Annotated in this window: 20 protein-coding genes and 1 other annotated feature; of the genes, 17 read left to right on the forward strand and 3 right to left on the reverse strand. The window is 39.7% G+C overall.

From position 1 onward, the window contains the following. The first annotated feature begins 443 nt into the window (after positions 1 to 443). Positions 444 to 667: a binding site (T-box leader), on the forward strand. A 137-nt stretch (positions 668 to 804) separates the two neighbouring features. The 3 genes from thrS (at position 805) to I2484_RS05900 (ending at position 3,586) form a co-directional block, all read left to right on the forward strand. Then, positions 805 to 2,724: a threonine--tRNA ligase gene (gene thrS, locus I2484_RS05890; RefSeq protein ID WP_207150119.1), complete on the forward strand. Its 1,920-nt coding sequence runs from the start codon at positions 805 to 807 to the stop codon at positions 2,722 to 2,724. Between the two features lie 82 nt (positions 2,725 to 2,806). Then, the gene (locus I2484_RS05895; protein WP_207150120.1) at positions 2,807 to 2,965 is read left to right on the forward strand and encodes a hypothetical protein; all 159 of its coding nucleotides are present in this window, start codon (positions 2,807 to 2,809) and stop codon (positions 2,963 to 2,965) included. Positions 2,966 to 3,181: 216 nt separating this feature from the next. Next, on the forward strand, positions 3,182 to 3,586 hold the full coding sequence (locus I2484_RS05900; RefSeq protein WP_207150121.1) for an NUDIX hydrolase: 405 nt from the start codon (positions 3,182 to 3,184) through the stop codon (positions 3,584 to 3,586). Positions 3,587 to 3,796: 210 nt separating this feature from the next. On the opposite strand, the gene msrA is transcribed toward I2484_RS05900, so the two are convergent. Together msrA and I2484_RS05910 are read right to left on the reverse strand one after the other, a co-directional pair. Beyond that, positions 3,797 to 4,327 (reverse strand): peptide-methionine (S)-S-oxide reductase MsrA, encoded by a 531-nt coding sequence (gene msrA / locus I2484_RS05905; RefSeq protein ID WP_207150122.1) that lies wholly within the window; start codon positions 4,325 to 4,327, stop codon positions 3,797 to 3,799. Positions 4,328 to 4,492: 165 nt separating this feature from the next. Next, complete coding sequence (locus I2484_RS05910) at positions 4,493 to 4,591, reverse strand: YjcZ family sporulation protein (RefSeq protein ID WP_082786576.1); 99 nt, start codon at positions 4,589 to 4,591, stop codon at positions 4,493 to 4,495. A 261-nt stretch (positions 4,592 to 4,852) separates the two neighbouring features. On the opposite strand from I2484_RS05910, the gene I2484_RS05915 reads away from it, so the two are divergent. The 5 genes from I2484_RS05915 (at position 4,853) to I2484_RS05935 (ending at position 8,625) form a co-directional block, all read left to right on the forward strand. Then, positions 4,853 to 5,812, forward strand: a complete 960-nt coding sequence (locus I2484_RS05915) for an LCP family protein (RefSeq protein ID WP_207150123.1) — start codon at positions 4,853 to 4,855, stop codon at positions 5,810 to 5,812. A gap of 32 nt (positions 5,813 to 5,844) precedes the next feature. Next, positions 5,845 to 7,047, forward strand: coding sequence for an AI-2E family transporter (locus I2484_RS05920; RefSeq protein ID WP_207150124.1), 1,203 nt, complete (start codon positions 5,845 to 5,847; stop codon positions 7,045 to 7,047). Positions 7,048 to 7,050: 3 nt separating this feature from the next. Beyond that, positions 7,051 to 7,434, forward strand: a complete 384-nt coding sequence (locus I2484_RS05925; RefSeq protein ID WP_207150125.1) for a sporulation protein — start codon at positions 7,051 to 7,053, stop codon at positions 7,432 to 7,434. 190 nt (positions 7,435 to 7,624) lie between these two features. Then, positions 7,625 to 7,993, forward strand: a complete 369-nt coding sequence (locus I2484_RS05930; protein ID WP_481886381.1) for a MarR family winged helix-turn-helix transcriptional regulator — start codon at positions 7,625 to 7,627, stop codon at positions 7,991 to 7,993. A gap of 386 nt (positions 7,994 to 8,379) precedes the next feature. Continuing rightward, positions 8,380 to 8,625: a hypothetical protein gene (locus I2484_RS05935; RefSeq protein ID WP_207150127.1), complete on the forward strand. Its 246-nt coding sequence runs from the start codon at positions 8,380 to 8,382 to the stop codon at positions 8,623 to 8,625. A gap of 407 nt (positions 8,626 to 9,032) precedes the next feature. On the opposite strand, the gene I2484_RS05940 is transcribed toward I2484_RS05935, so the two are convergent. Next, positions 9,033 to 9,332 carry a DUF3243 domain-containing protein gene (locus I2484_RS05940; protein WP_207150270.1) on the reverse strand — a complete coding sequence of 100 codons (300 nt, stop codon included), beginning with the start codon at positions 9,330 to 9,332 and terminating at the stop codon, positions 9,033 to 9,035. 342 nt (positions 9,333 to 9,674) lie between these two features. Between I2484_RS05940 and I2484_RS05945 the strand changes: the two genes are divergently transcribed. From I2484_RS05945 to I2484_RS21945, 9 genes are all read left to right on the forward strand, one after another. Further along, positions 9,675 to 10,349, forward strand: a complete 675-nt coding sequence (locus I2484_RS05945; protein WP_207150128.1) for a response regulator transcription factor — start codon at positions 9,675 to 9,677, stop codon at positions 10,347 to 10,349. Then, the gene (locus I2484_RS05950; protein WP_255551145.1) at positions 10,346 to 11,389 is read left to right on the forward strand and encodes a sensor histidine kinase; all 1,044 of its coding nucleotides are present in this window, start codon (positions 10,346 to 10,348) and stop codon (positions 11,387 to 11,389) included. The genes I2484_RS05945 and I2484_RS05950 overlap by 4 nt, the downstream gene beginning before the upstream one ends. 45 nt (positions 11,390 to 11,434) lie before the next feature. After that, on the forward strand, positions 11,435 to 13,159 hold the full coding sequence (locus tag I2484_RS05955) for an ABC transporter ATP-binding protein (RefSeq protein ID WP_207150129.1): 1,725 nt from the start codon (positions 11,435 to 11,437) through the stop codon (positions 13,157 to 13,159). Then, complete coding sequence (locus I2484_RS05960) at positions 13,156 to 15,021, forward strand: ABC transporter ATP-binding protein (protein ID WP_207150130.1); 1,866 nt, start codon at positions 13,156 to 13,158, stop codon at positions 15,019 to 15,021. Before I2484_RS05955 ends, I2484_RS05960 begins: the two co-directional genes overlap by 4 nt. Positions 15,022 to 15,569: 548 nt before the next feature. After that, complete coding sequence (yfkAB, locus tag I2484_RS05965) at positions 15,570 to 16,700, forward strand: radical SAM/CxCxxxxC motif protein YfkAB (RefSeq protein WP_207150131.1); 1,131 nt, start codon at positions 15,570 to 15,572, stop codon at positions 16,698 to 16,700. Between the two features lie 994 nt (positions 16,701 to 17,694). After that, positions 17,695 to 18,192, forward strand: a complete 498-nt coding sequence (locus I2484_RS05970) for a sigma-70 family RNA polymerase sigma factor (RefSeq protein WP_207150132.1) — start codon at positions 17,695 to 17,697, stop codon at positions 18,190 to 18,192. After that, positions 18,193 to 19,494 carry a DUF4179 domain-containing protein gene (locus I2484_RS05975; RefSeq protein ID WP_207150133.1) on the forward strand — a complete coding sequence of 434 codons (1,302 nt, stop codon included), beginning with the start codon at positions 18,193 to 18,195 and terminating at the stop codon, positions 19,492 to 19,494. It begins immediately after the preceding gene. A gap of 231 nt (positions 19,495 to 19,725) precedes the next feature. Beyond that, entirely contained in the window at positions 19,726 to 20,169 is a 444-nt protein-coding gene (locus tag I2484_RS05980) for a hypothetical protein (RefSeq protein WP_207150134.1), read from the forward strand. Positions 20,170 to 20,379: 210 nt separating this feature from the next. Continuing rightward, positions 20,380 to 20,691, forward strand: coding sequence for a DUF5412 family protein (locus tag I2484_RS21945; protein ID WP_481886382.1), 312 nt, complete (start codon positions 20,380 to 20,382; stop codon positions 20,689 to 20,691). Positions 20,692 to 20,693: the final 2 nt, after the last annotated feature.

Raw genomic sequence — 20,693 nt, forward strand, 5'->3', positions numbered from 1 at the left:
CTTAATATTAAGAGCAAATAAGTGCTACTCGTAAGTTATAAAAAAGCAATAAGTGTATTCACAATGAAAAGGTTGGATTGTCATTTACACATAAATATTGACACTCCCTTCAATAGGGAAAAGCTTGATAAAACATTTTCTTTGTTGTAGGATATTAACTAATTAGTTTTTATTGAATTTTAACTATACTTAAAAAGCGATGATAAAGACATGAGTTGTTTTTATGGTTTCCAGAGAGGGAAGTAATGCTGAAATCTTCCTAACATAGAAAAACAATTTACCACTTTTGAGCTGCATGAAGCCGTCTATGCTACGTTACAGCACCATGAGCAAACGCCATTGTTAGATGGTGTTAGAAATTTGGGTGGAATCACGAGCAAACACACTCGTCCCTTTACAAGGGACGAGTGTGTTTATTTGTATAGAAATTTAACTAAAAAACGATAAAAGCGATGACAAAGACTTGAATTATTTTTATGGTTTCCAGAGAGGGAAGTATTGGTGAGAACTTCCTAACGCAGAAAATAATTTACCACTTTTGAGCTGTATTAGTGAAATGAAGTAACTAATACCGTTAATGCTACGTTACAGCGCCATGAGTTAACACCATTGTTGGATGGTGTTAGAAATTTGGGTGGAATCACGGGTAATCATACTCGTCCCTTTATTTGGGACGGGTATTTTTTTATTGTCTAGGAAAATATAAAATCTCTCACTATTGATTAGTTGTAACGTAGAGATTTTACGTTTAGACTCCAGCACTTGCGCTTTTGTTATACAAAAAATTGGATGGGGTGTTTTTAGATGAATGACAAGCAGATTGAGATTCGATTTCCAGATGGTAGCCGAAAGATTTTTCCTTTAGGCATTACATTAGCGGATATTGCACAGTCGATAAGTCCAAGTTTGAGAAAGAATGTTGTAGTTGGAAAGGTGAATGACCAATTATATGATTTATCACAATGTATTATGGAGGATGCTGCGATAACTCTTTTCACAAAGGAATCGGAAGAAGGGGTCGAGGTCCTTAGGCACACAACTGCGCATGTGCTAGGGCAGGCGGTTAAAAGACTATATGACGATTCGAGGTTAGGGATAGGGCCCGTTATTGAAGACGGCTTTTACTACGACATCGAATCGGATACTAGCATAACTTTGAATGACTTAGCGATGATCGAAAAAGAGATGCAAGCCATTATCGAAGAAGATTTGAAAATTGAACGTATAGAAGTCACATATGTTGAGGCAAAAGAACTATTTGAGAAGCGTGGCGAATTGCTTAAGTTAGAACTATTAAAAGATATTTCAGCGGACGAGAAAATTTCCCTTTATAAACAGGGTGAATTTATAGACCTTTGCCGCGGACCACATTTACCGTCAACTGGACAGATAAAAGCATTCAAATTAACGCATTTATCGGGTGCCTATTGGCGGGGGGGTAGTGATAATCAAGTAATGCAACGTATCTATGGAATTGCCTTTTTGAAAAAGAAAGACCTAGATCTGCATTTGTATTTATTGGAGGAAGCAGAAAAAAGGGATCACAGAAAACTAGGAAAGCAATTGAAATTATTCATGTTCTCTGAGGAAGCACCGGGCATGCCGTTCTATTTACCAAAGGGGCAGATAATACGAACGGAGCTAGAGAACTTTTCACGCGCACTTCAAACGCGGGCCGGTTACGCCGAGGTACGCACGCCATTCATGATGAATCAACGCCTGTGGGAGCAATCGGGGCACTGGGATCATTACCATGAGAATATGTATTTTTCAGAAGTGGAAAACGCAAAATTCGCGATGAAACCGATGAATTGTCCGGGGCATATGTTGATCTATAAAAACAGTCTTCATTCGTACCGTGATTTACCGATACGGATGGCTGAATTCGGTCAAGTCCATCGCCATGAATTTAGTGGAGCCCTTAATGGACTATTAAGGGTTCGAACATTTTGCCAAGACGATGCGCATATTTTTGTCAGGCCTGATCAAATAAAAAGTGAAATAAAGCATGTTATTCGTTTAATTGATGAAGTCTATCAAACTTTTGGTTTTGATTATTCGGTTGAACTTTCTACAAGGCCAGAACAATCGCTAGGGAGTGATGAGATTTGGAATGATTCAGAAGAGGCTCTAAAGAATGTGTTAGACGATCTAGCCATTATTTATCAATTAAATGAGGGGGATGGTGCATTTTACGGACCAAAAATTGATTTCCATATTAAAGATGCACTTGGACGAAGCCACCAATGCGGCACAATTCAACTCGATTTCCAAATGCCTGAAAAGTTTGATCTCACGTATATTGATGAAAACAACGAAAAAGTTCGTCCGGTTGTCATTCACCGTGCAATTTTTGGCTCAATCGATCGTTTCTTTGGAATATTAATCGAACATTTTGCAGGTGCTTTCCCTCTTTGGCTAGCTCCTACTCACGTGGAAATTATTCCTGTTTCAAGTGTCCATTTGGATTACGCATTGATCGTACAATCCATTTTAAGAAATGAAGGGATACGGGTTGAAATTGATCAGCGAAATGAAAAGTTGGGCTACAAAATTAGGGAAGCTCAACTACAAAAGATTCCTTATACACTCATTCTTGGTGACAAGGAGATTGGTGATGGAACGGTGAATGTTCGAAAATTGGGAAGTCGAGAAACAGAGAGTCTATCCATTGAAAATTTTACTTTATTCATTAAACAGCAAATAGAATATCGTAGGCTTTAAAAAAATCGATTTTGAGAGTAGTTTGAATTGGTTGTATAATTAAACAGAAGGTTACTATCCTGATAAGAGTAGGGGGATTTGGTTGACTGTAGTAGGCGTTAATCGTTCAAGACGCGAGATCACTAGTTTTCAGGAGAAAGGGAAATCATATGGTCCTACTGAATCAGACCGGAGAATTGTTGCGATCCCAGGTCTTGGTTTTCCAGTAGAAAAACCAAAAGCCAAAAGAATGTTGAATTAAAATGATATTGTGCATTACGAATCATTTTAAACTGATAAAGAATAATAAAAAATATTTACCTGGGATTAGTCATTTTAGTTCTGGTTAGGGATTTTTTGGGCAGCAATAATTTGATGCTTAGGTTTACTAAGTTACTAAGCTTTTCTTTCTGATACTATTGCTATTATTTTACGTGAAATGAAAATAGGAAAGATTGACTTGAAGGGAATGAAATTCATGGATGTCGTATTTAAAACAGAAAAAGCCGTTTTTAATTATAGAGTAGCTGGAATTTGGATTGAAATTGCGGAGGATTCGCAAAGCAGCCTTAAAAGGGAGTTTCATGAAGAGTTGGGTATTGATATTCATGTGGACCGAATGGCTTTTGTCATCGAAAATTTCTTTGAACATGGGGGGAGAGATTTTCATGAAATCGGCTTTTATTATGCGATCACATCTATAGGAAATCCATCTTCATATAACGAAGCCTCTTTTCATGGCATTGAAGGCGAGCGATTAATATTTAAATGGACACCAATTAATGAACTAAATGAAGTAGCATTATATCCTGAGTGTTTACGTAACGCTTTAAAAGATATGCCGCCGTTTATCCAGCATTTCGTAGTGAAAAAAATAATTTAATTTAATCAATATACGTACTAATCAAAAAATATTATCTTGGTATAGGAAAACCTGAATAATGAGCACTTTGCTAAGTGCTCATTATTCAGGTTTTCACATATATCATGGGACTTAGCTTGGAGGCCCTACTTTAAACCCAAGGTAAAAGAACATCATCGAAATTGCTAGTAGTTTAACAAAATACAATGTCGGGCACTCTAGTTCTTACTGTTATGACCAGTGCCCTGCAATAAATTCGTCCCGACCGGAAAGTGAGCGGTCTTCATCGTAATGCTCTTGTTCTTTTTCATGATAATCCTGATGATATTCTTCTGCACGGTAAAATGTTTCACTGGGACGGATGGGTGTCACAATTGGATTAGTAAATGTACCACTTGCACAAAGATTTTCTTTAGATGTTTCGGCAATTTGACGCTGCTCATCTGTATAATAGAAGATAGCTGTTGAATACGAATGGCCGCGGTCTTGGAATTGTCCATCTGCATCGGTTGGATCGATTTGCTGCCAAAATACATCCAGCAATTTATCATAGGGGAAAATGGAAGGAGCATATGTGATTTCAACGACCTCCAAATGACCGGAGTCGCCCTTTTTGACATCTTCATATGTAGGATGCTCAACATGTCCGCCCATATAACCGGATACGACGTCGTATATACCGTCCCACTCTTTAAATGGTTTCACCATACACCAAAAACAACCACCAGCAAATGTTGCTTTTTCAACTACTATATCAGTCATCGTTAACAACGCCCTTTCTTTGCATATTAGTGAATTGTATCATAATTAGATTAGTAGGTAATAGTTGTTTGCTTATGTTTAATACACTAGCAAAAAGAGCGCCTACTAAGCGCTCTTACAGTTGAGAGATGCAAATGAGCGGTTGAGATTGGATTAGTTTAATTATTAATAGATGAAGCTTGCGCCAATGATTATCAATAGTATAAAAAGCACAACAAGCAAAGCAAACGAGCTACCTTCTCCACCACCATGTTCACGTCCCATATCTTACACCACCTTTCTGCACCAACATCTATGTAACATATGCAGGGATGTAATGAGGTGAGTGGGGAAAATATTGTAAATCGTCCATTATAGAAAAAATAATAATGGATATAACTACATCAACAGGCCATGAATCGCCCGAAAGAAAGATAGTTAAGGTTAACCTCAATGGCCCATCGTGTTATAATCGAGATAGCCAGACGCAACCAAGAGGCTTCCTGTTCGTCCTAATCGGGATATCAATTTTTGGGGGAATCAATAATGGAAGATCATTATGAAGGGCCAGTACCGAAAAGAAGAAGAAAGAAAAAACTTCGCATTGGTAGGGTCATCTTTTTAATAATTACGCTCTGTTTTATCGGAGCTGGGCTTTATTCATATGTTGAATACAATGCAGGGAAATCACTGGCAAAAGATAATGGGATTGACCCGGGACCGTTTAAAGGGGATGCCACAGATCCGAAGTATACTTCCGTTGAAAATTACTTACTGCTCGGTGTGGACGATGACGGCAGTGGCAGATCGCGGACAGATACGATGATGGTGATGTCTTGGGATAAGGGTGCTGGAAAGATACGGGTCATTTCATTTATGCGTGATATTTATGCGGAAATCCCAACATACAAGTCGTATAAGTTAAATACCGCCTATTATCTGGGAAAATTGCAGACAACGAAAGACACGATAACAGGGATGTTTGGTGTCCCTATTCATCATTATGCAATTGTTGATTTTGCTAACTTTGAATCGATTGTTGATATTGCATTTCCAGGTGGAGTAGAGATTGATGTCAAAAAAGAAATGTCAGAAAAAATCGGTGTTACACTAATGCCAGGAAAAAAACAGTTGAACGGCAAGGAATTACTTGGCTATGCGCGTTTTCGTGCAGATGCAGATGGTGATTTTGGGCGAGTTGCACGACAACAAGAAGTAATCTCTGCGATGAAGGATGAAGCGATGCGACCAGGAATGATTGGTAATGTACCAAAACTTGCAGGTGCGCTATCAGGTTTCATTAACACGGACTTGACGTCCAAGGACGAAATTTCACGTGCGATCTCCCTTATAATGAAGAAAGGTGCAGAAGTTGAAACGATGACTGTTCCAATAGAGAATTCCTATTCATTTAATTCGTATCCTCACGCTGGATCTGTTATTGAAGTGGATATCGTAAAAAATAAAGAGGCCATCTCCAAATTTCTTAATATGCAGTTGGATTAAGAGTACAAACTTGACGAGAGAAGAGGATGCCGATGGAAGTTGATGAGAAAAGAAATAGACCCATTTCGAATATTATTCGTTTTTTAGGCGGGCGTAGCACGTTGTTCGTTCTCGTTTCACTATTATTGATTGGCTTAATCATACTTATTTTTAATCGGATATCATTCATCTTTTATCCGATTACTGTCTTTTTCTCAACAGTAGTATTGCCAGTCATTCTTGCCACAATTGCTTATTATTTACTAAGGCCTATCTTACGTTTATTAGAAAAAATCAAAATACCACGAATTTGGGGTATATTAATTATATTCATTGGTGCTATGGGTCTTATCACCTTGCTGGTGTTTATGGTATTTCCATTCTTGAAAATCCAGTTTAATAACCTTATCGAAGAATTCCCTACATATTTCAGCCAACTGGTGCTGAAAATCGATGAGCTATTAAAAACATCCATTTTCGCTTCTTATTATGAAGGTTTGGATATCAATGTGAAAAACATTTTAGAATCGGGGCAGGGTGATCTTGGAAGGTATTTCACGGATGCGGTCGGTGGAATCGCAAGTGGTCTTAGCTCTTTCATTTCCGCTTTAACTGGTTTTGTACTTGCAATCATTACTGTGCCATTTATTCTTTTCTATTTATTAAAAGATGGAGAGAAATTGCCGCGTTTCTTTATTCAGATGTTGCCTCCGCACATGAGGGATGATGCTAAAACCATTCTTCGTGATGCGGATCACCAAATTAGTTCTTATATACAAGGACAAATTCTTGTGGCGATATGCATTGGCGTTATGATTTCAATTGGATTTCTCATCATTGGAATGGAATATGCGTTATTACTCGGTGTTATTGCAATGTTTACAAGCGTTGTCCCGTACCTTGGACCGCTTATCGCAATTACTCCCGCGGTCATTATCGCCATTGTGACATCGCCCTTCATGCTTATCAAGTTAGCAATCGTTTGGACAGTTGTTCAGCTCATTGAGGGCAAGTTTATTTCACCGCAAATTATGGGGAAATCATTGCATACACATCCGGTCACAATCATTTTCGTTTTACTGACAGCGGGATCGTTGTTCGGTGTGCCTGGTGTCGTTCTCGGAATCCCAGGATATGCACTCATGAAAGTTGTGGCAACACATTTATTCAAATTGTTCAAAATACGGTATAATAAACATGTAGCAGCTGAGGGCTTATATTATGAAGATACGGATGGTCAAAGATTGGGGGAATAGAACATGGTAAGGCAGTTTTTATCAACGATTGAATATGGAGAAATGACCGTTAATACAAACGTCGATGGACCGAATGTCGCTTTTGGTGAAACGCTTTCCGGCACAGTTTATATCGAAGGGGAGGACAGTGATGAACTCGTCGATTATATTGTGATTGAGTTGTTGAAACGGTCAGAAACTGATGAAATGATCATTGCAAAACAATCTATTGAAATAATGAGTGACATCAAATCCAAAGAAACATGGATGATTTCGTTTGAAATGGTACCTGACGAGCGATGGGAGAGCGAATCGGAAGTCCAAACGCAAATACTCATTTTAAAGACCACGGTTCATCTCAAAAACGGAATCAATATCCAGGATGAAGGCGAAATTACATATGCATGATATCAAACGCGTCCAACTATATGGACGCGTTTTGCATCTTCACTGAAGCCACCCTTATAGGAGGGGGATTAAATTTTCCGTTAATATAGGTGCTTTCATTTTGCTTGCTGTATAATTGCAGAAAGAGTTAGTGGGGGGGAATTCATTAATGGATAAAATTATTCCTATTTTTCACTCGTTATCAAAAAGCATGCGTGGCATTCATAAGGCCAGTTGCGATAATATATCTATCGTTCAAAGCTCAATTCTATATGAGATTTCATTAAAGAAGAAACCATCAATGCAGACGGTGGCTGAAGCTGTTGGTATGGATATCACGACGTTTTCCAGACAGATTGGGACGCTAGAAAAGAAAGAGTTAGTTACCAGAACGCCGTATGAAGGCGATCGGAGAATATATCTATTGTCGTTAACTGGGAAGGGCAGTGACATGGAGGTGGCCATTAATGGAATCATTGCGGCCAAAATGGAGAATGCCTTGGCATCTATGAATGACTTTGAACGTGAAACAGTTCTTCGCTCCATGCATGTATTGGAGGTAAAGTTGCGAGGGAATTAAGAGTTAATCAGTACCAAATGGGTTATTGTTAGAAAAGATTGCATATTGCAAATTATTATATTGTCGATAAATTGCGGTGTACAAATAGATGAAGTAAATAATTTGTAGATTGCAAGTAGTTCACATAGTGTTTTTTGGGGGTACAGGTTGGTTATGCTCATTACTTGTAAAGTGCAACTAATACGCTAATGTGCGCGAATTGGTGGTAAATATGTATATATTACAAAGAAGTTGCTGGCGGTAACACAATTGGATTCACTTTAATTTGTGGGGGATGAGGAATCCAATAGCTGATGGAGGATTGGCTATATTGGAAACGCGGAAAATATATCGTCACTGAAAGGACGAGTTGTTCATAAAATAGTAGTAGGGAAAGAGGTGATTATATGTTTGAGATTTATGATGTAGTTATAATTCCACTTATTTTGGGGATTGTGGAGTTGTTTAAAAGGGCCGGCGTGAGTAAAAAGGTGTTGCCGTTTATAGCTTTAGTAATTGGGATTGTTATAGGCGTGGTCTACGTGACTGAATTTGATTGGAGGCAGGGAATATTAGTGGGGGGAATGCTAGGGTTATCAGCTTCAGGCTTGTATTCAAGCGCTAAAAACACTGTCGAGAAGAGTGACGAGTAATCGTTACTTTTTTTTATGACTTAGGAAACAATAAATTCACGTATTATGGCTAAGGTGCAACATAGAGTTTGCACGTCCATGCCCTTGCGGAAATATTAAATAACTCTGTAAATATCCATTGGAAACATACACTCTATCTGTGATGATATAAACAATTTTTGTCTCTTGAAGAGAGATAGAAAACGAAACATCGATATGACAAGCCGAAGAAAAGTATCCCCACACGGATGGGATAGTTGGCACAGACCTTGCTCTCTCGAAAGATTAATTTCCTAACGGGAGTTGTTCGCCAAAGTGTCGCCTCTGCCTATCCTATTGGGAGAATGTGAGTGTATGTTTGCGAAATAGAACCCCATGGCTTAAGCCATGGAGTTCTATTTCGTAAAAACTTGTACTACTCGTTTTTATTAAGCTTTCCGTACCATTTCCAGTAACATATGCGCAAGTGTGTGTTGCGCTTCTTTAGAACCGGAATTCCATAGTTCCATTAACAATTTCTCTTCCCTGTTGCGAGGATCTTCGTGTTTGGCTAGATAATTTGCAACTAATTCTGTAGTTTTAGCAAGCTTTTCATCACTCAAGCCCATGTTTTCCCCCAACTCAACTTTCTCGGAGAGGTACTGTTTGAATCGATTAAAGTTCTCTAAAATCTCGTCCTTTTTCTCGACGTCAATCTTAGATAACTCTTTTTGTACCTTATCCTTCATATCCACTAAAAACACCCCCTTTTTTGTTTGAACTCATATTGTTTACTTAAACTCAACATTATAAACAGGGAAATAATTACTTCTGTATTGTAGTAATAAATGAATGTATTTACTTACTTACTTGTAATTTGAACATACATACGTATTTTTTTAGTTCCACCAAACATCCTATTTTATATACCTATCCTAACAAAGCTGTATAATGTGAAGATGCCCTAAACGTTGATATTACTAGGTTAGTAATTAATAAATACCTCAATTTGCTAAGCGTTGTTTATACTGAGTTTACATGCGTCTACTAAAATGAACTAATCGTTGAGCAAAGAAAGAAGGCGTTCGCATATGGCGAAGGTATTAATTGTAGATGATGATCCGCATATGCGGGAATTGGTCGGACTTTTCTTACGTCCAGAAGGCTTTGAAATAGAGGAAGCATGCGATGGTATTGAAGCATTGGCAACTCTAGGGTCATTTAAGGCAGACTTGGTACTATTGGATATTATGATGCCAAACATGGATGGATGGGAGCTGTGCCGAGAAATTAGAAAACAGTTTGATATCCCCCTTCTAATGCTGACAGCCAAAGGAGACACGGCGCAGAAGGTTAAAGGGTTTGAGTTAGGCACGGACGATTATCTTGTGAAACCGTTTGAGCCAGTTGAGCTTGTTGCACGAGTGAAAGCATTACTTAAGCGCTATAGAATTGCAATCTCGCAGACGGTCCAGTTGGGCGAACTGATGATGAACGGTAAAACACATGAAGTGTTTTTGGCAAACCGAAATGTAGAGCTACCGTTGAAAGAATTTGAATTGTTGTTTAAGTTAGCGAGCTATCCTGGTAAAACCTTTTCGCGGGAGCAGTTGATTGAGGATATATGGGGGTATGATTACGAAGGCACAGATCGAACGGTTGACGTGCATATTAATCGAGTGCGCGAACGTTTTTCCGACAACCTTGGTTCATTTAAAATTAGCACCATTCGTGGGTTAGGTTATCGCCTAGAGGTAGAAGGTTGAGAAAAGTACTGCGTATTGGAATGGCTGTATTTGCGTGGTTAATCATCACTGTCAGCTACTGGTCGCTATCTTACTTAGGAACTTCGTTCATTCATATAAAATGGGATTTGCATACTAGTGACTTCTTTAGAGGGATGATTACGTTGTTCGCGATGATTTTCCTGTTCATTGTCACTAGCTGGATTTTTTCGAGGTTTGCTTCTCCGCGGCGAGTGGATTTTTTCACAATGATGATTGATGCAATGCGAAGAATTTCTAAGGGTGATTATAATATCGAGTTAGCGAATCAATTTAAGCATAAAAAGAACCATCCTTTTGGAAAAATTGTAGAAAGTATTAATGAGATGGCGGTAGAGCTGAATCAAATAGAGCAAATGCGTCAAGAGTTTATCTCCAATGTATCGCATGAAATCCAATCGCCACTTGCCTCGATTAGTGGTTTTGCAACTGTTTTGAAGCAAAGCGATTTAACGCCACATGAACGGGAACGTTATCTTGAGATTATAGAGACAGAAAGCAGACGATTAGCCAATCTGAGCGATAACTTATTGAAGTTAACATCCATAGAGTCTCAACATCACCCTTTTGAGCCAATAACGTACCGATTGGATAAGCAAATTCGTGAAATCATTCTATCCTGTGAACCGCAGTGGGTTGCAAAATCGTTAGAATTGGATATTTCATTAGATGAAGTAGAAATCACCGCCGACGAAGAACTGATGACACAAGTATGGATTAATCTCATTAATAATAGTATCAAGTTCACACCCATCGGCAACAGCCTGAAAATTGTTCTACTCAAGCGTGGTCAAGAAGCAGTTGTGACCATTGCGGATACAGGAATGGGCATAGCAGAGGAAGATCAAGCACATATATTTGAGCGTTTTTATAAAGTGGATAAATCACGTAATCGTACGCTGGGTGGAAGTGGTTTAGGCTTGTCGATTACGAAGAAAATCATCGATATGCATGATGGTTCCATTCAAGTACAAAGTAAATTGAATGAAGGTAGCCTGTTTACGGTCACTTTTCCAATGTAAGAGAGTGGCTGTCAGGAAGTCTATAGAACAAGGAGAATCTGTGGAATGGTAAAACTATTAAAAAATCTATCCGTGTATAAATGGATTGTACTAGCGATATTAGGGCTTGTTTTCATTCAATCGATGTCGGATCTATTTTTGCCGACGCTAATGGCGGATATTATCGACAAAGGGGTCGTCGTCGGTGACATTCCGTATATTTGGAAAATCGGAGGAATCATGCTGTTGGTTGCTGCACTTGGGGCGGTTGCATCTGTTGTTGCGAGTTACTACTCTTCAAAAGCAGCAATGGGATTCGGACGGGATATTCGCCGTAAAGTATTTGATCATGTAGAGAACTTTTCCCTTCAAGATTTTGATGAAATTGGCACGGCATCACTGATTACAAGAACGACGAATGATATTACGCAAGTGCAGCAAGTGGTCATTATGATGCTGCGGATGGTCGTAAGTGCTCCGATTATGTTGGTCGGTGGTATTATAATGGCTGTTTCAAAGGATGCAAAATTATCGTTAATCATCGTTGCAGCAATGCCTATATTAATCGGTTCAGTGTTGCTAATTCTTTATAAAGGGGTACCGCTGTTCCAAACAGTGCAAACGCGATTGGACCGGCTAAACCTTGTTTTACGCGAGAACTTAACTGGCATTCGCGTGATTCGTGCGTTTAACCGTGAAAAGCAAGAGCAGGTTCGCCTAAAGAAAGCGAATAAAGATCTGACTGATGTATCGATCAAGGTAAACAAAATGATGGCATTTTTAATGCCTGTCATGATGCTCGTTATGAACCTAACCGTTGTAGGCATCATTTGGTTTGGTGGAATTCGAATTGATAATGGTGCTATGCAAATCGGGGATTTGATGGCATTTATTCAATACGTCATGCAGATCATGTTCGCACTTGTTATGGCATCGATGATGTTTGTTATGATACCTAGGGCTGCTGTTTCAGCAAAACGGATTAACGAAGTGCTTGCGATGAAGCCAATGTTTCTGAATGAAGGAACTAAAAAAGCGGACAAAGAGCCCGGTACACTGGAATTTGATCGTGTATCATTCAGCTATCCTGGTGCCGAGGCTCTAGCGTTATCGGATATTAGTTTTACGGCGAAACCGGGTGAAGTGACCGCTATTATTGGCGGAACAGGCGCTGGGAAAACAACGCTAATTAACTTAATCCCACGGTTTTATGACGTGACTTCCGGTACGATTCGTGTCAATGGTGTTGATATTCGTGAATCATCACAAGAAGAAGTACGATCGAAAATCGGATTCGTCCCACAAAAAGCACTGCTCTTTTCCGGTACGATTGCTGAAAACATTCGGTTCGGTAAACAAGATGCAACGCTAGATGAAATCGAACATGCTGCTCGTATTGCACAAGCAGAAGATTTTATTTCGCGGATGAATGACGGCTACGATTCAGTTATATCTCAAGGTGGATCGAATGTATCTGGCGGTCAGAAACAGCGACTGTCCATTGCACGTGCGTTAATTCGCAAACCGGATATTTATATTTTCGATGATAGTTTCTCTGCGCTTGATTACAAAACAGATGCCAATTTACGTGCTGCGTTAAAAAATGAAACGAAGCAAGCGACCGTCGTAATCGTTGCACAACGTGTTAGTACCGTAGTCGATGCCGATCAAATCATTGTCATAGACAACGGTGGAATTGCTGGCATTGGTACGCACGAGGAACTTCTTGAACAAAATCTGGTTTATCGTGAAATCGTCGAATCACAGATCTCGGAGGAGGAAATCGCATGAGTGAACAAAAACAGTCACGACCTCAAGGCGGAGCCCCGATGGGACCTGGCGGAGGAAATATGATGATGATGATGTCGGGCAAAAAGGCCAAGGATTTTAAAGGTACGTTACGCCGCCTGATTGGTTATTTATTGCCCCGTCGCAATGCATTAATCGCTGTATTTTTTGCAGCAATTTTAAGTACTGTATTCATGATTGCAGGTCCTAAAATAATGGGGAATGCGATTACTGAACTATTTGAAGGTGCTTATGGCAAGGTCACAGGCGTGCCAGGAGCCTCGATTGATTTTGAAGCAATCGGTAAGCTACTCCTTTTACTAGCTGGGTTGTATGTGGTCAGTAGCTTATTTAGCTATATCCAACAATACATCATGTCGAGTGTGGCACAAAAAACGGTGTATGATTTACGGGAAGACGTCAACGGGAAGCTTAAGAAACTACCGCTTAAATATTACGACGGCCGCCCTGTTGGTGAAACACTTAGTCGGGTAACGAATGATATTGATACAATTGGAAGCACATTGCAACAAAGTTTGACACAATTTATCACATCGGTTGTTACAATTGTCGGGATTCTGATCATGATGTTAACGATCAGTCCTGTGTTAACCCTTATTGCGCTCGTCAGTTTACCTCTATCGCTGTTTGGCATTCGGCCGATTTTGAAAAGGTCACAAAAACATTTCGCCGATCAACAACGTACGCTTGGTCAATTGAATAGCCATGTTGAAGAGATGTATACAGGTCACCAAGTCGTCAAAGCATTTGGCCATGAGCGAAAGTCCGTTGCTGAATTTGATGAAGTGAATGAACAATTATATGATGCGGGCCGTAAAGCTCAATTCATTTCGGGGATTATCATGCCAATGATGTCTTTGATTGGGAACCTCAGCTATGTCGTTATCTGTGTTGTTGGTGGTATTTTAGTGACACAGCGCGCCATCTCAATCGGGGATATTCAAGCATTCATTACGTATACACGTCAATTCACGCAGCCGATTATGCAAACCGCAAATATCGCAAATATCATTCAGTCAACAGTCGCGGCAGCAGAGCGTGTCTTTGAACTGCTTGATGAGGAAGAAGAAATAAAAGAAGTCACGACAGTGAGTTTAACGTGCGCACAAGGAACTGTCTCCTTTGAACACGTCGACTTTGGTTACGGGGATGATTTGTTAATTGAAGATATGAACATTGACGTGCAACCAGGTCAAACAGTCGCTATTGTGGGACCAACTGGTGCCGGGAAAACGACATTGATTAATTTATTAATGCGTTTTTACGAACTGAACGGCGGGAAGATTACAATTGACGGACTCGATACACGGGATATGTCTCGTGAAGATCTTCGAACGACTTTTGGAATGGTTCTCCAAGATACATGGCTATTTAATGGGTCGATTAAAGAAAACATCGCTTTCGGAAAAGAAGGCGCAACGGATGATGAGATTTTCGCTGCATCCAAAATGGCTCATGCCGATCACTTTATTCGTACATTGCCGGAGGGCTATGACACGGTCTTGAATGAGGAAGCATCAAACATTTCACAAGGACAAAAGCAACTCATTACGATAGCCCGTGCTGTTCTGGCAAATCCTCCTATTATGATTTTGGATGAAGCGACGTCGAGTGTAGATACACGGACGGAACTCCTCATTCAACAGGCGATGAATCGTTTAATGGAAGGGCGAACGAGCTTCGTCATTGCTCACCGTCTTTCAACGATTCGGGATGCTGATTTAATCATCGTGATGGATCAAGGGAAGGTAATTGAACAAGGGACACATAAAGAGCTGCTGGAGGAAAATGGCTTTTACGCAGATCTGTACAACAGCCAGTTTTCTACTAAACCTGCAGTGTAATTACAAAAGCGGAAGCGCCTGTTCTGCCCCGACAAGCAGGAGGGATGCAGTTCAATCCCTCCCGGAAGGCTTGAAGATAAAGGCGCTCTTTGCCTTTATCAGCAAGACTGAAGTGACTCGAGGGGCAAGGCGCTTGAGTCTGGATGTTACAAAAGCGGAAGCGCATGTACTGCCCCGACAAGCACTGTAGGTAAAGGAAGGGCAGTCACGCAACGCCTCGTCCTGCAGCAATGACTGCATGACCCACATCGTGTGGGCCCAGGGGCAGGGCGCTGGAGTCTGGACGAGACAAAAGCGAAAGCGCATGTACTGCCCCGACAAGCACTGTAGGTAAAGAAAGGCAGTCACACAACGCCGCGTCCTGCGGCAATGACTGCATGACCCACATTCTGTGGGCCCAGGGGCAGGGCGCTGGAGTCTGGACGACATAAAAATACCCCATCCTCGAATTTGTTTCTGGGATGGGGTATTTTTATGCCCTTGCGAATCGGCCTTTTGAGGTGCATACTATTTTAGTAGCTTATTATACGTATAGGAGTTAATTTATTATGAAAACTGATTTAGTAACACTCAAAAAAATGTCACCTGCTTACGATCCATGGGAAGCATACTTGGATGTGCAGGAGCATGGCAAACTGACATTGTCGAGCATTGAATTCACGACGACGTATTTATGCAATATGCGCTGTGAACATTGCGCAGTCGGGTATATGTTACAGCATAAAGATCCGGACGCATTACAAGTAGCATTACTACTTTCTCGCCTAGATGAAATTCCTCATTTACGAACAATAAGTATCACAGGCGGAGAGCCAATGTTCTCTAAAAAGTCTATAGAGAACTATGTTTTGCCGTTATTGAAATATGCACATGAACGCGGAGTCCGCACACAGATGAATTCGAACTTAACGATGCCACTCGACCGTTATATGGCGATTGCACCCTATCTGGACGTCTTACATATTTCGCATAACTGGGGCACAGTCGACGACTTCGTGGATGGTGGATTCGCCAATATGGAACGCAAACCACCTCGAGAACGCCGCGCTGAGCAATTCCAGCGGATGATCGATAACAGCCGAGCATTGGCTGAAGCGGGTGTCATGGTTTCAGCAGAGACAATGTTGAATAAACGGACGTTGCCGCATCTAGAGCATATTCATCGACAAGTGGTAGAGGAAATGAAATGTGCGAGGCACGAAATTCACCCAATGTACCCAAGTGACTTCGCTTCACAGCTTGAAGTGCTTTCTTTAGATGAAACGCGTAAAGCGATTCATGAGCTGCTAGATCACCGTGATGACGATGTCTGGATGCTGTTTGGTACACTGCCATTTTATGCATGTAGCGATAACGAAGATGATTTGGCACTGTTAAAGCGAATTTACAGCAGTAAAAACGTATCGGTGCGTAATGATCCTGATGGCAGATCCCGTCTGAATGTTAATATATTCACTGGCGATGTGATTGTTACGGATTTTGGTGATACACCGCCAATGGGCAATATTCAAACGGAATCGCTTCCTGTAATGCTCGACCGCTGGCTTGAGCGACCACTTGCAAAAACGATTGGTTGCCATTGTCCCGCGGTTAACTGCTTAGGACCGAATCTATTGGTAAAATATGCGTATTATCCTGAGATGGATTTCACGAAGAGGATTGCGGCTATTACATGTTAAGCTAAACTAAAAACGACACCACTATGAGCATTTGAACGCTCATAATGGTGTCGTTTTTAGGTGGATGAAGTGTTTTTCTTTAATTGAATAAAATAGTAGGATTATTATGGTGAAATAGAAGCAACTAAAGAAAATGGAGGAGAACTTAAAAATGTCCATGATAACTATTGAAAAGGCATCATTACTGTCTTTTTCGCTTAATTAAAAACCCGTTATTGTTATTCAATCATACGCAGTACGATAAGAAATTATATAAATACTGCACTTTTGAGTTGCAAAATAGGAAAGGCATACTCAAATAGCCTTTCATCCAATGAAAAAAGAATCAATTCAAGAGCAACCGAGTAAGACGTAAAGCAAATAAGTTACATGACTGACTTATTTTTGTACTATAAAATTATGGAGTTAAATCTGAATAGTATAATACTATTGGTCTCATATACCGGGAGAGTGAAGAGGAAGTGCTTAAAAGAAAAGCGATTGCTTTATTGCTCTCTGTCCTACTAGCTATTCCAATTAGTGGTTTTTGTTTCATGCTTATAGAAAGTAGTTCAATACGGGAAGTACCCGGGCTAATCGTTTTTGCTAGTATGTTTGTAACCCCTGTGATTCTTTTATATGGGGTACCTGTATCAATTCTGTCAGATAAAATGAGCAATAGATTCATAGGCGTGAAACGAGTTCTTTTTGCATTTTTATCCATCTATTCCTGGGTATCAGTTTTTCCTTCTTTTTTATTTTGATAGCTGATTCTAGGTCAATCTTGACAAATTATAATGGTGGCGACTTGTATGTCTTAGCTGCTTCAGCACTCGCCTCAATCTTACTTTTTGGAATGGATGAAACTTTGAGGATGTTTCAAGCAGAATAAGTTTTAAGCTTTCCTTATTCAAGCAGCGAGTTCGCTAAATTTAGTTGAACTCTTTTTTTTGAAAAAATAAAGTGAACGATTTACCGAGTTGAACTGTCTAATAAGTAACTAGGGGGTGAGTGTATGGAGATGGATTTGGCGAAAAGGGCCATTGCGGGTGATGAACAGGCGTTGGTGGAGCTGTTGGCACGACATGAAGATAGGCTCTATCGTACGGCTTTTGCGTATTTGAAAAATGAACATGATGCTATTGAAGCTATACAAGAGCTGACGTATAGAGCTTTAAAAAAGATGCATACCGTCAAAGAACCAACGTACATAGCAACATGGCTTGTTCGAATTATCATCAATATTTGTTTAGATATGAAAAAGAAACAAGAGAAATTAGTCTATAATCATGAAATTGAACTAGCGTCGACAGATCATCAATCATTCGAAATGGCCGATATTATTGCAAGTCTGCCAACAGAACAACAAGAACTTATCTACTTAAAATACTTCCAGGATTTGAAGAACGGAGAAATTGCACACTTGAAGCAAATTCCCGAAGGTACTGTGAAATCAAGGCTACACATGACGTTAAAAAGATTACGCGTACTCATTGCAAAGGAGGAACTGTAAATGACTAATTTGAATGATCAGGATTGGCAGAAGCTAACGGAGGAATTGGAAGCGATTGAAATCCCTAAAGAAGCCCTACATCAAGCACGTGCAAAGGCCACGCATCAGCATCGGTTGACCAAGAAGAGAAAGCGACTTCTGTATTCAGTCGCCAGTGTAGCTGTTATTGTACTGTTGCTGTTTGTGACGTCGATTCGCGTTTCCCCTGTGTTTGCACAGGCTGTGGCCAAGATCCCAGGGTTTTCTCCTTTCGTTGGCATGATTGCTTATGATAAAGGAATCAGTGACATTGTCGAAAATAATTACTATGAAGAACTCGGAATTGTTGTCACGCAGGGCGACTATACTTTGACTTTACAGAATGTCGTAGCTGATCATTCGGGCATGACGATATTCTATAAGCTTGAATCCCCCTTTGATCTTTCCAAAGTGAGTATAACTTCTTTAGAGGTGACTCAACAAGGCATTCCATTTGGTGTCGCAAGTTCCTACATTGTCTCTCAAACGGGTAATAGGACTATACAGGAAGACAAATTTGAAATTACTTCTGCCGATGATTTATCATATGGCAATATGTCATTTGAATTTAATTTGCACGTGAGTGATGCAGTAGAGACAAAGTTCGCAGTGCCATTCACACTCACCAAGCCCATTGAACAACCAAAAGTATATGAATTAAACCAAGCCGTTGTCGTAGATGGTCAAACAATTGACATTAAACAGTTGAAAATTTCGCCCTTACGTGCAGAAATCCGACTAGCTGCTGACGAACAAAACACGATGCAATTACTAAATTTCACATCGGTTCGATTGATTGATGAGAATGGTGAAGATTGGGGTCAACCAAGAGATAGCGGTAGGGGGTTCGGCAATTTGCGTGACGGTGAAGTGGGCATATTTATGCAGAGTAATTACTTCAGACAGCCGAAAAAACTAACGTTAGTGATGGAGAGGATTGAAGCACTTCCAAAAGGTTCGGACTATTTCGAGGTCGATTTTGAAAAACAGAAAGTACTGTATGTGCCAAGTGAACTGGATATCGATGTGCGAGTACCATCGGGCAATACATCGGAAGTCACTTATCCAACTGGCGGTATTGGAGTATTGTCTGAAATAGTTGACAAAGAAGGCAATGATTTAAATAGGAGTCTAATCGAAATGCATGTTAGCAGAGAAGCACTATATGACACAGTAGTCTCAACATTTGATTTTGATAATGAAGTGAATCCAATTCGATTTAATATTAATAGCTATCCGCTGTATTTAGACGGTAAGGTAGAGGTGGATATTCCAATTGATTAATAAGTTTTCGCACCCTCCCAACCAGTCTAATACAGGCTATTAATTCATAAGGTTTTAAAACTTAATAAAAAGGATGTCTCTTATGAGTAAATGAAATCTCATAGAGGCATCCTTTTTAATTTTCAAATAATGAAATGAATAGGTTGTTAGTAACGTATTAATGATAAGGGATACTTTTAACAGAGTTAGCTATATGGAAGGAAATAAACTACTAGTATAAGGAGCGATGATGTGAAAAAACGATTATCGTTGATTATTCTGATTGTACTACTAACCGGGTGTGATCCGAATTTTTCATTTTCAGAAATAAGTATAGCTAATGCAAATGATAGTGTTCAGGAATTTATTCAGTATGCTGAAGTGAAGAATGGTAACTATCTCTACCTTGATGGTGAAAAAAGTATATATATATTTATAAATGGGATTTATGTTAATCAAGGAAATGATGCAGTATATTTTAGTGACTTTAATGTCAGCGCCCAACAAGATACATTGAACGTATTTATTAATCAGGAATATGATTCTGACTACTCAAATACGGCATTAAAATCTCAAGTGCTATATAAAATTAAAACAGTAGAGAAATATGATACGATAAACCTTTTTATCAATGGAAAACCCATTTTTTTCGATGAGATATTCGGCAATGAACAATTGATCGTGTATGAAATATAGATAAGTGCAATTACATACGACAATAAAGTTTGCAAGCAATGCCTCAAGTAAGGTGATGATGCACAGTAAGTAGATTGAACCTTCCGTCACGAAGATCGTCTGTACAGTGGGAGGAAGATGTTTATGTATAAAAAACTGAAGATTATCTTGATTATATTTGTATCATTTATTGCATAGCTCATAGGAGCAGTTTCATTATTCTTTATATCTATCCAACTCCTTTTTTCTGGCGCATGCGGAAATGAAGTCCTATCAACAATTGATTCGCCGAACGGTCGTTATACAGCTTATACTTTTACGAGGGACTGCGGTGCGACGACTTCTGTATCTTATCAACTTTCTATCCTGAAAAAAGATCAAGAACATAAAAATAAAAGCGGCAACACATTTGTCTCGAAACAGGAATTTGATGTTGAATGGGCAGATGATACACAATTAAATATAGCCTATCCGGAATCGGAAAAGACGTATAAAATGGATAATAAGGTTGGTAGGGTGGATATTGTGTATACATCAAGATAAAA

This window comes from Sporosarcina sp. E16_8, assembly GCF_017347095.1.
Lineage (GTDB): Bacteria > Bacillota > Bacilli > Bacillales_A > Planococcaceae > Sporosarcina.

Excerpts from the sequence above, each read along its gene's own strand:
- I2484_RS05930 (WP_481886381.1), top strand. The coding sequence starts at position 7,625 with ATGCGTGGCATTCATAAGGCCAGTTGCGATAATATATCTATCGTTCAA.
- I2484_RS05955 (WP_207150129.1), top strand. The coding sequence starts at position 11,435 with ATGGTAAAACTATTAAAAAATCTATCCGTGTATAAATGGATTGTACTA.
- I2484_RS05900 (WP_207150121.1), top strand. The coding sequence starts at position 3,182 with ATGGATGTCGTATTTAAAACAGAAAAAGCCGTTTTTAATTATAGAGTA.
- I2484_RS05975 (WP_207150133.1), top strand. The coding sequence starts at position 18,193 with ATGACTAATTTGAATGATCAGGATTGGCAGAAGCTAACGGAGGAATTG.
- I2484_RS05945 (WP_207150128.1), top strand. The coding sequence starts at position 9,675 with ATGGCGAAGGTATTAATTGTAGATGATGATCCGCATATGCGGGAATTG.
- msrA (WP_207150122.1), bottom strand. The coding sequence starts at position 4,327 with ATGACTGATATAGTAGTTGAAAAAGCAACATTTGCTGGTGGTTGTTTT.
- I2484_RS05960 (WP_207150130.1), top strand. The coding sequence starts at position 13,156 with ATGAGTGAACAAAAACAGTCACGACCTCAAGGCGGAGCCCCGATGGGA.
- I2484_RS05920 (WP_207150124.1), top strand. The coding sequence starts at position 5,845 with ATGGAAGTTGATGAGAAAAGAAATAGACCCATTTCGAATATTATTCGT.
- thrS (WP_207150119.1), top strand. The coding sequence starts at position 805 with ATGAATGACAAGCAGATTGAGATTCGATTTCCAGATGGTAGCCGAAAG.
- I2484_RS05915 (WP_207150123.1), top strand. The coding sequence starts at position 4,853 with ATGGAAGATCATTATGAAGGGCCAGTACCGAAAAGAAGAAGAAAGAAA.
- I2484_RS05940 (WP_207150270.1), bottom strand. The coding sequence starts at position 9,332 with ATGAAGGATAAGGTACAAAAAGAGTTATCTAAGATTGACGTCGAGAAA.
- I2484_RS05935 (WP_207150127.1), top strand. The coding sequence starts at position 8,380 with ATGTTTGAGATTTATGATGTAGTTATAATTCCACTTATTTTGGGGATT.
- I2484_RS05925 (WP_207150125.1), top strand. The coding sequence starts at position 7,051 with ATGGTAAGGCAGTTTTTATCAACGATTGAATATGGAGAAATGACCGTT.
- I2484_RS05910 (WP_082786576.1), bottom strand. The coding sequence starts at position 4,591 with ATGGGACGTGAACATGGTGGTGGAGAAGGTAGCTCGTTTGCTTTGCTT.
- yfkAB (WP_207150131.1), top strand. The coding sequence starts at position 15,570 with ATGAAAACTGATTTAGTAACACTCAAAAAAATGTCACCTGCTTACGAT.
- I2484_RS05970 (WP_207150132.1), top strand. The coding sequence starts at position 17,695 with ATGGAGATGGATTTGGCGAAAAGGGCCATTGCGGGTGATGAACAGGCG.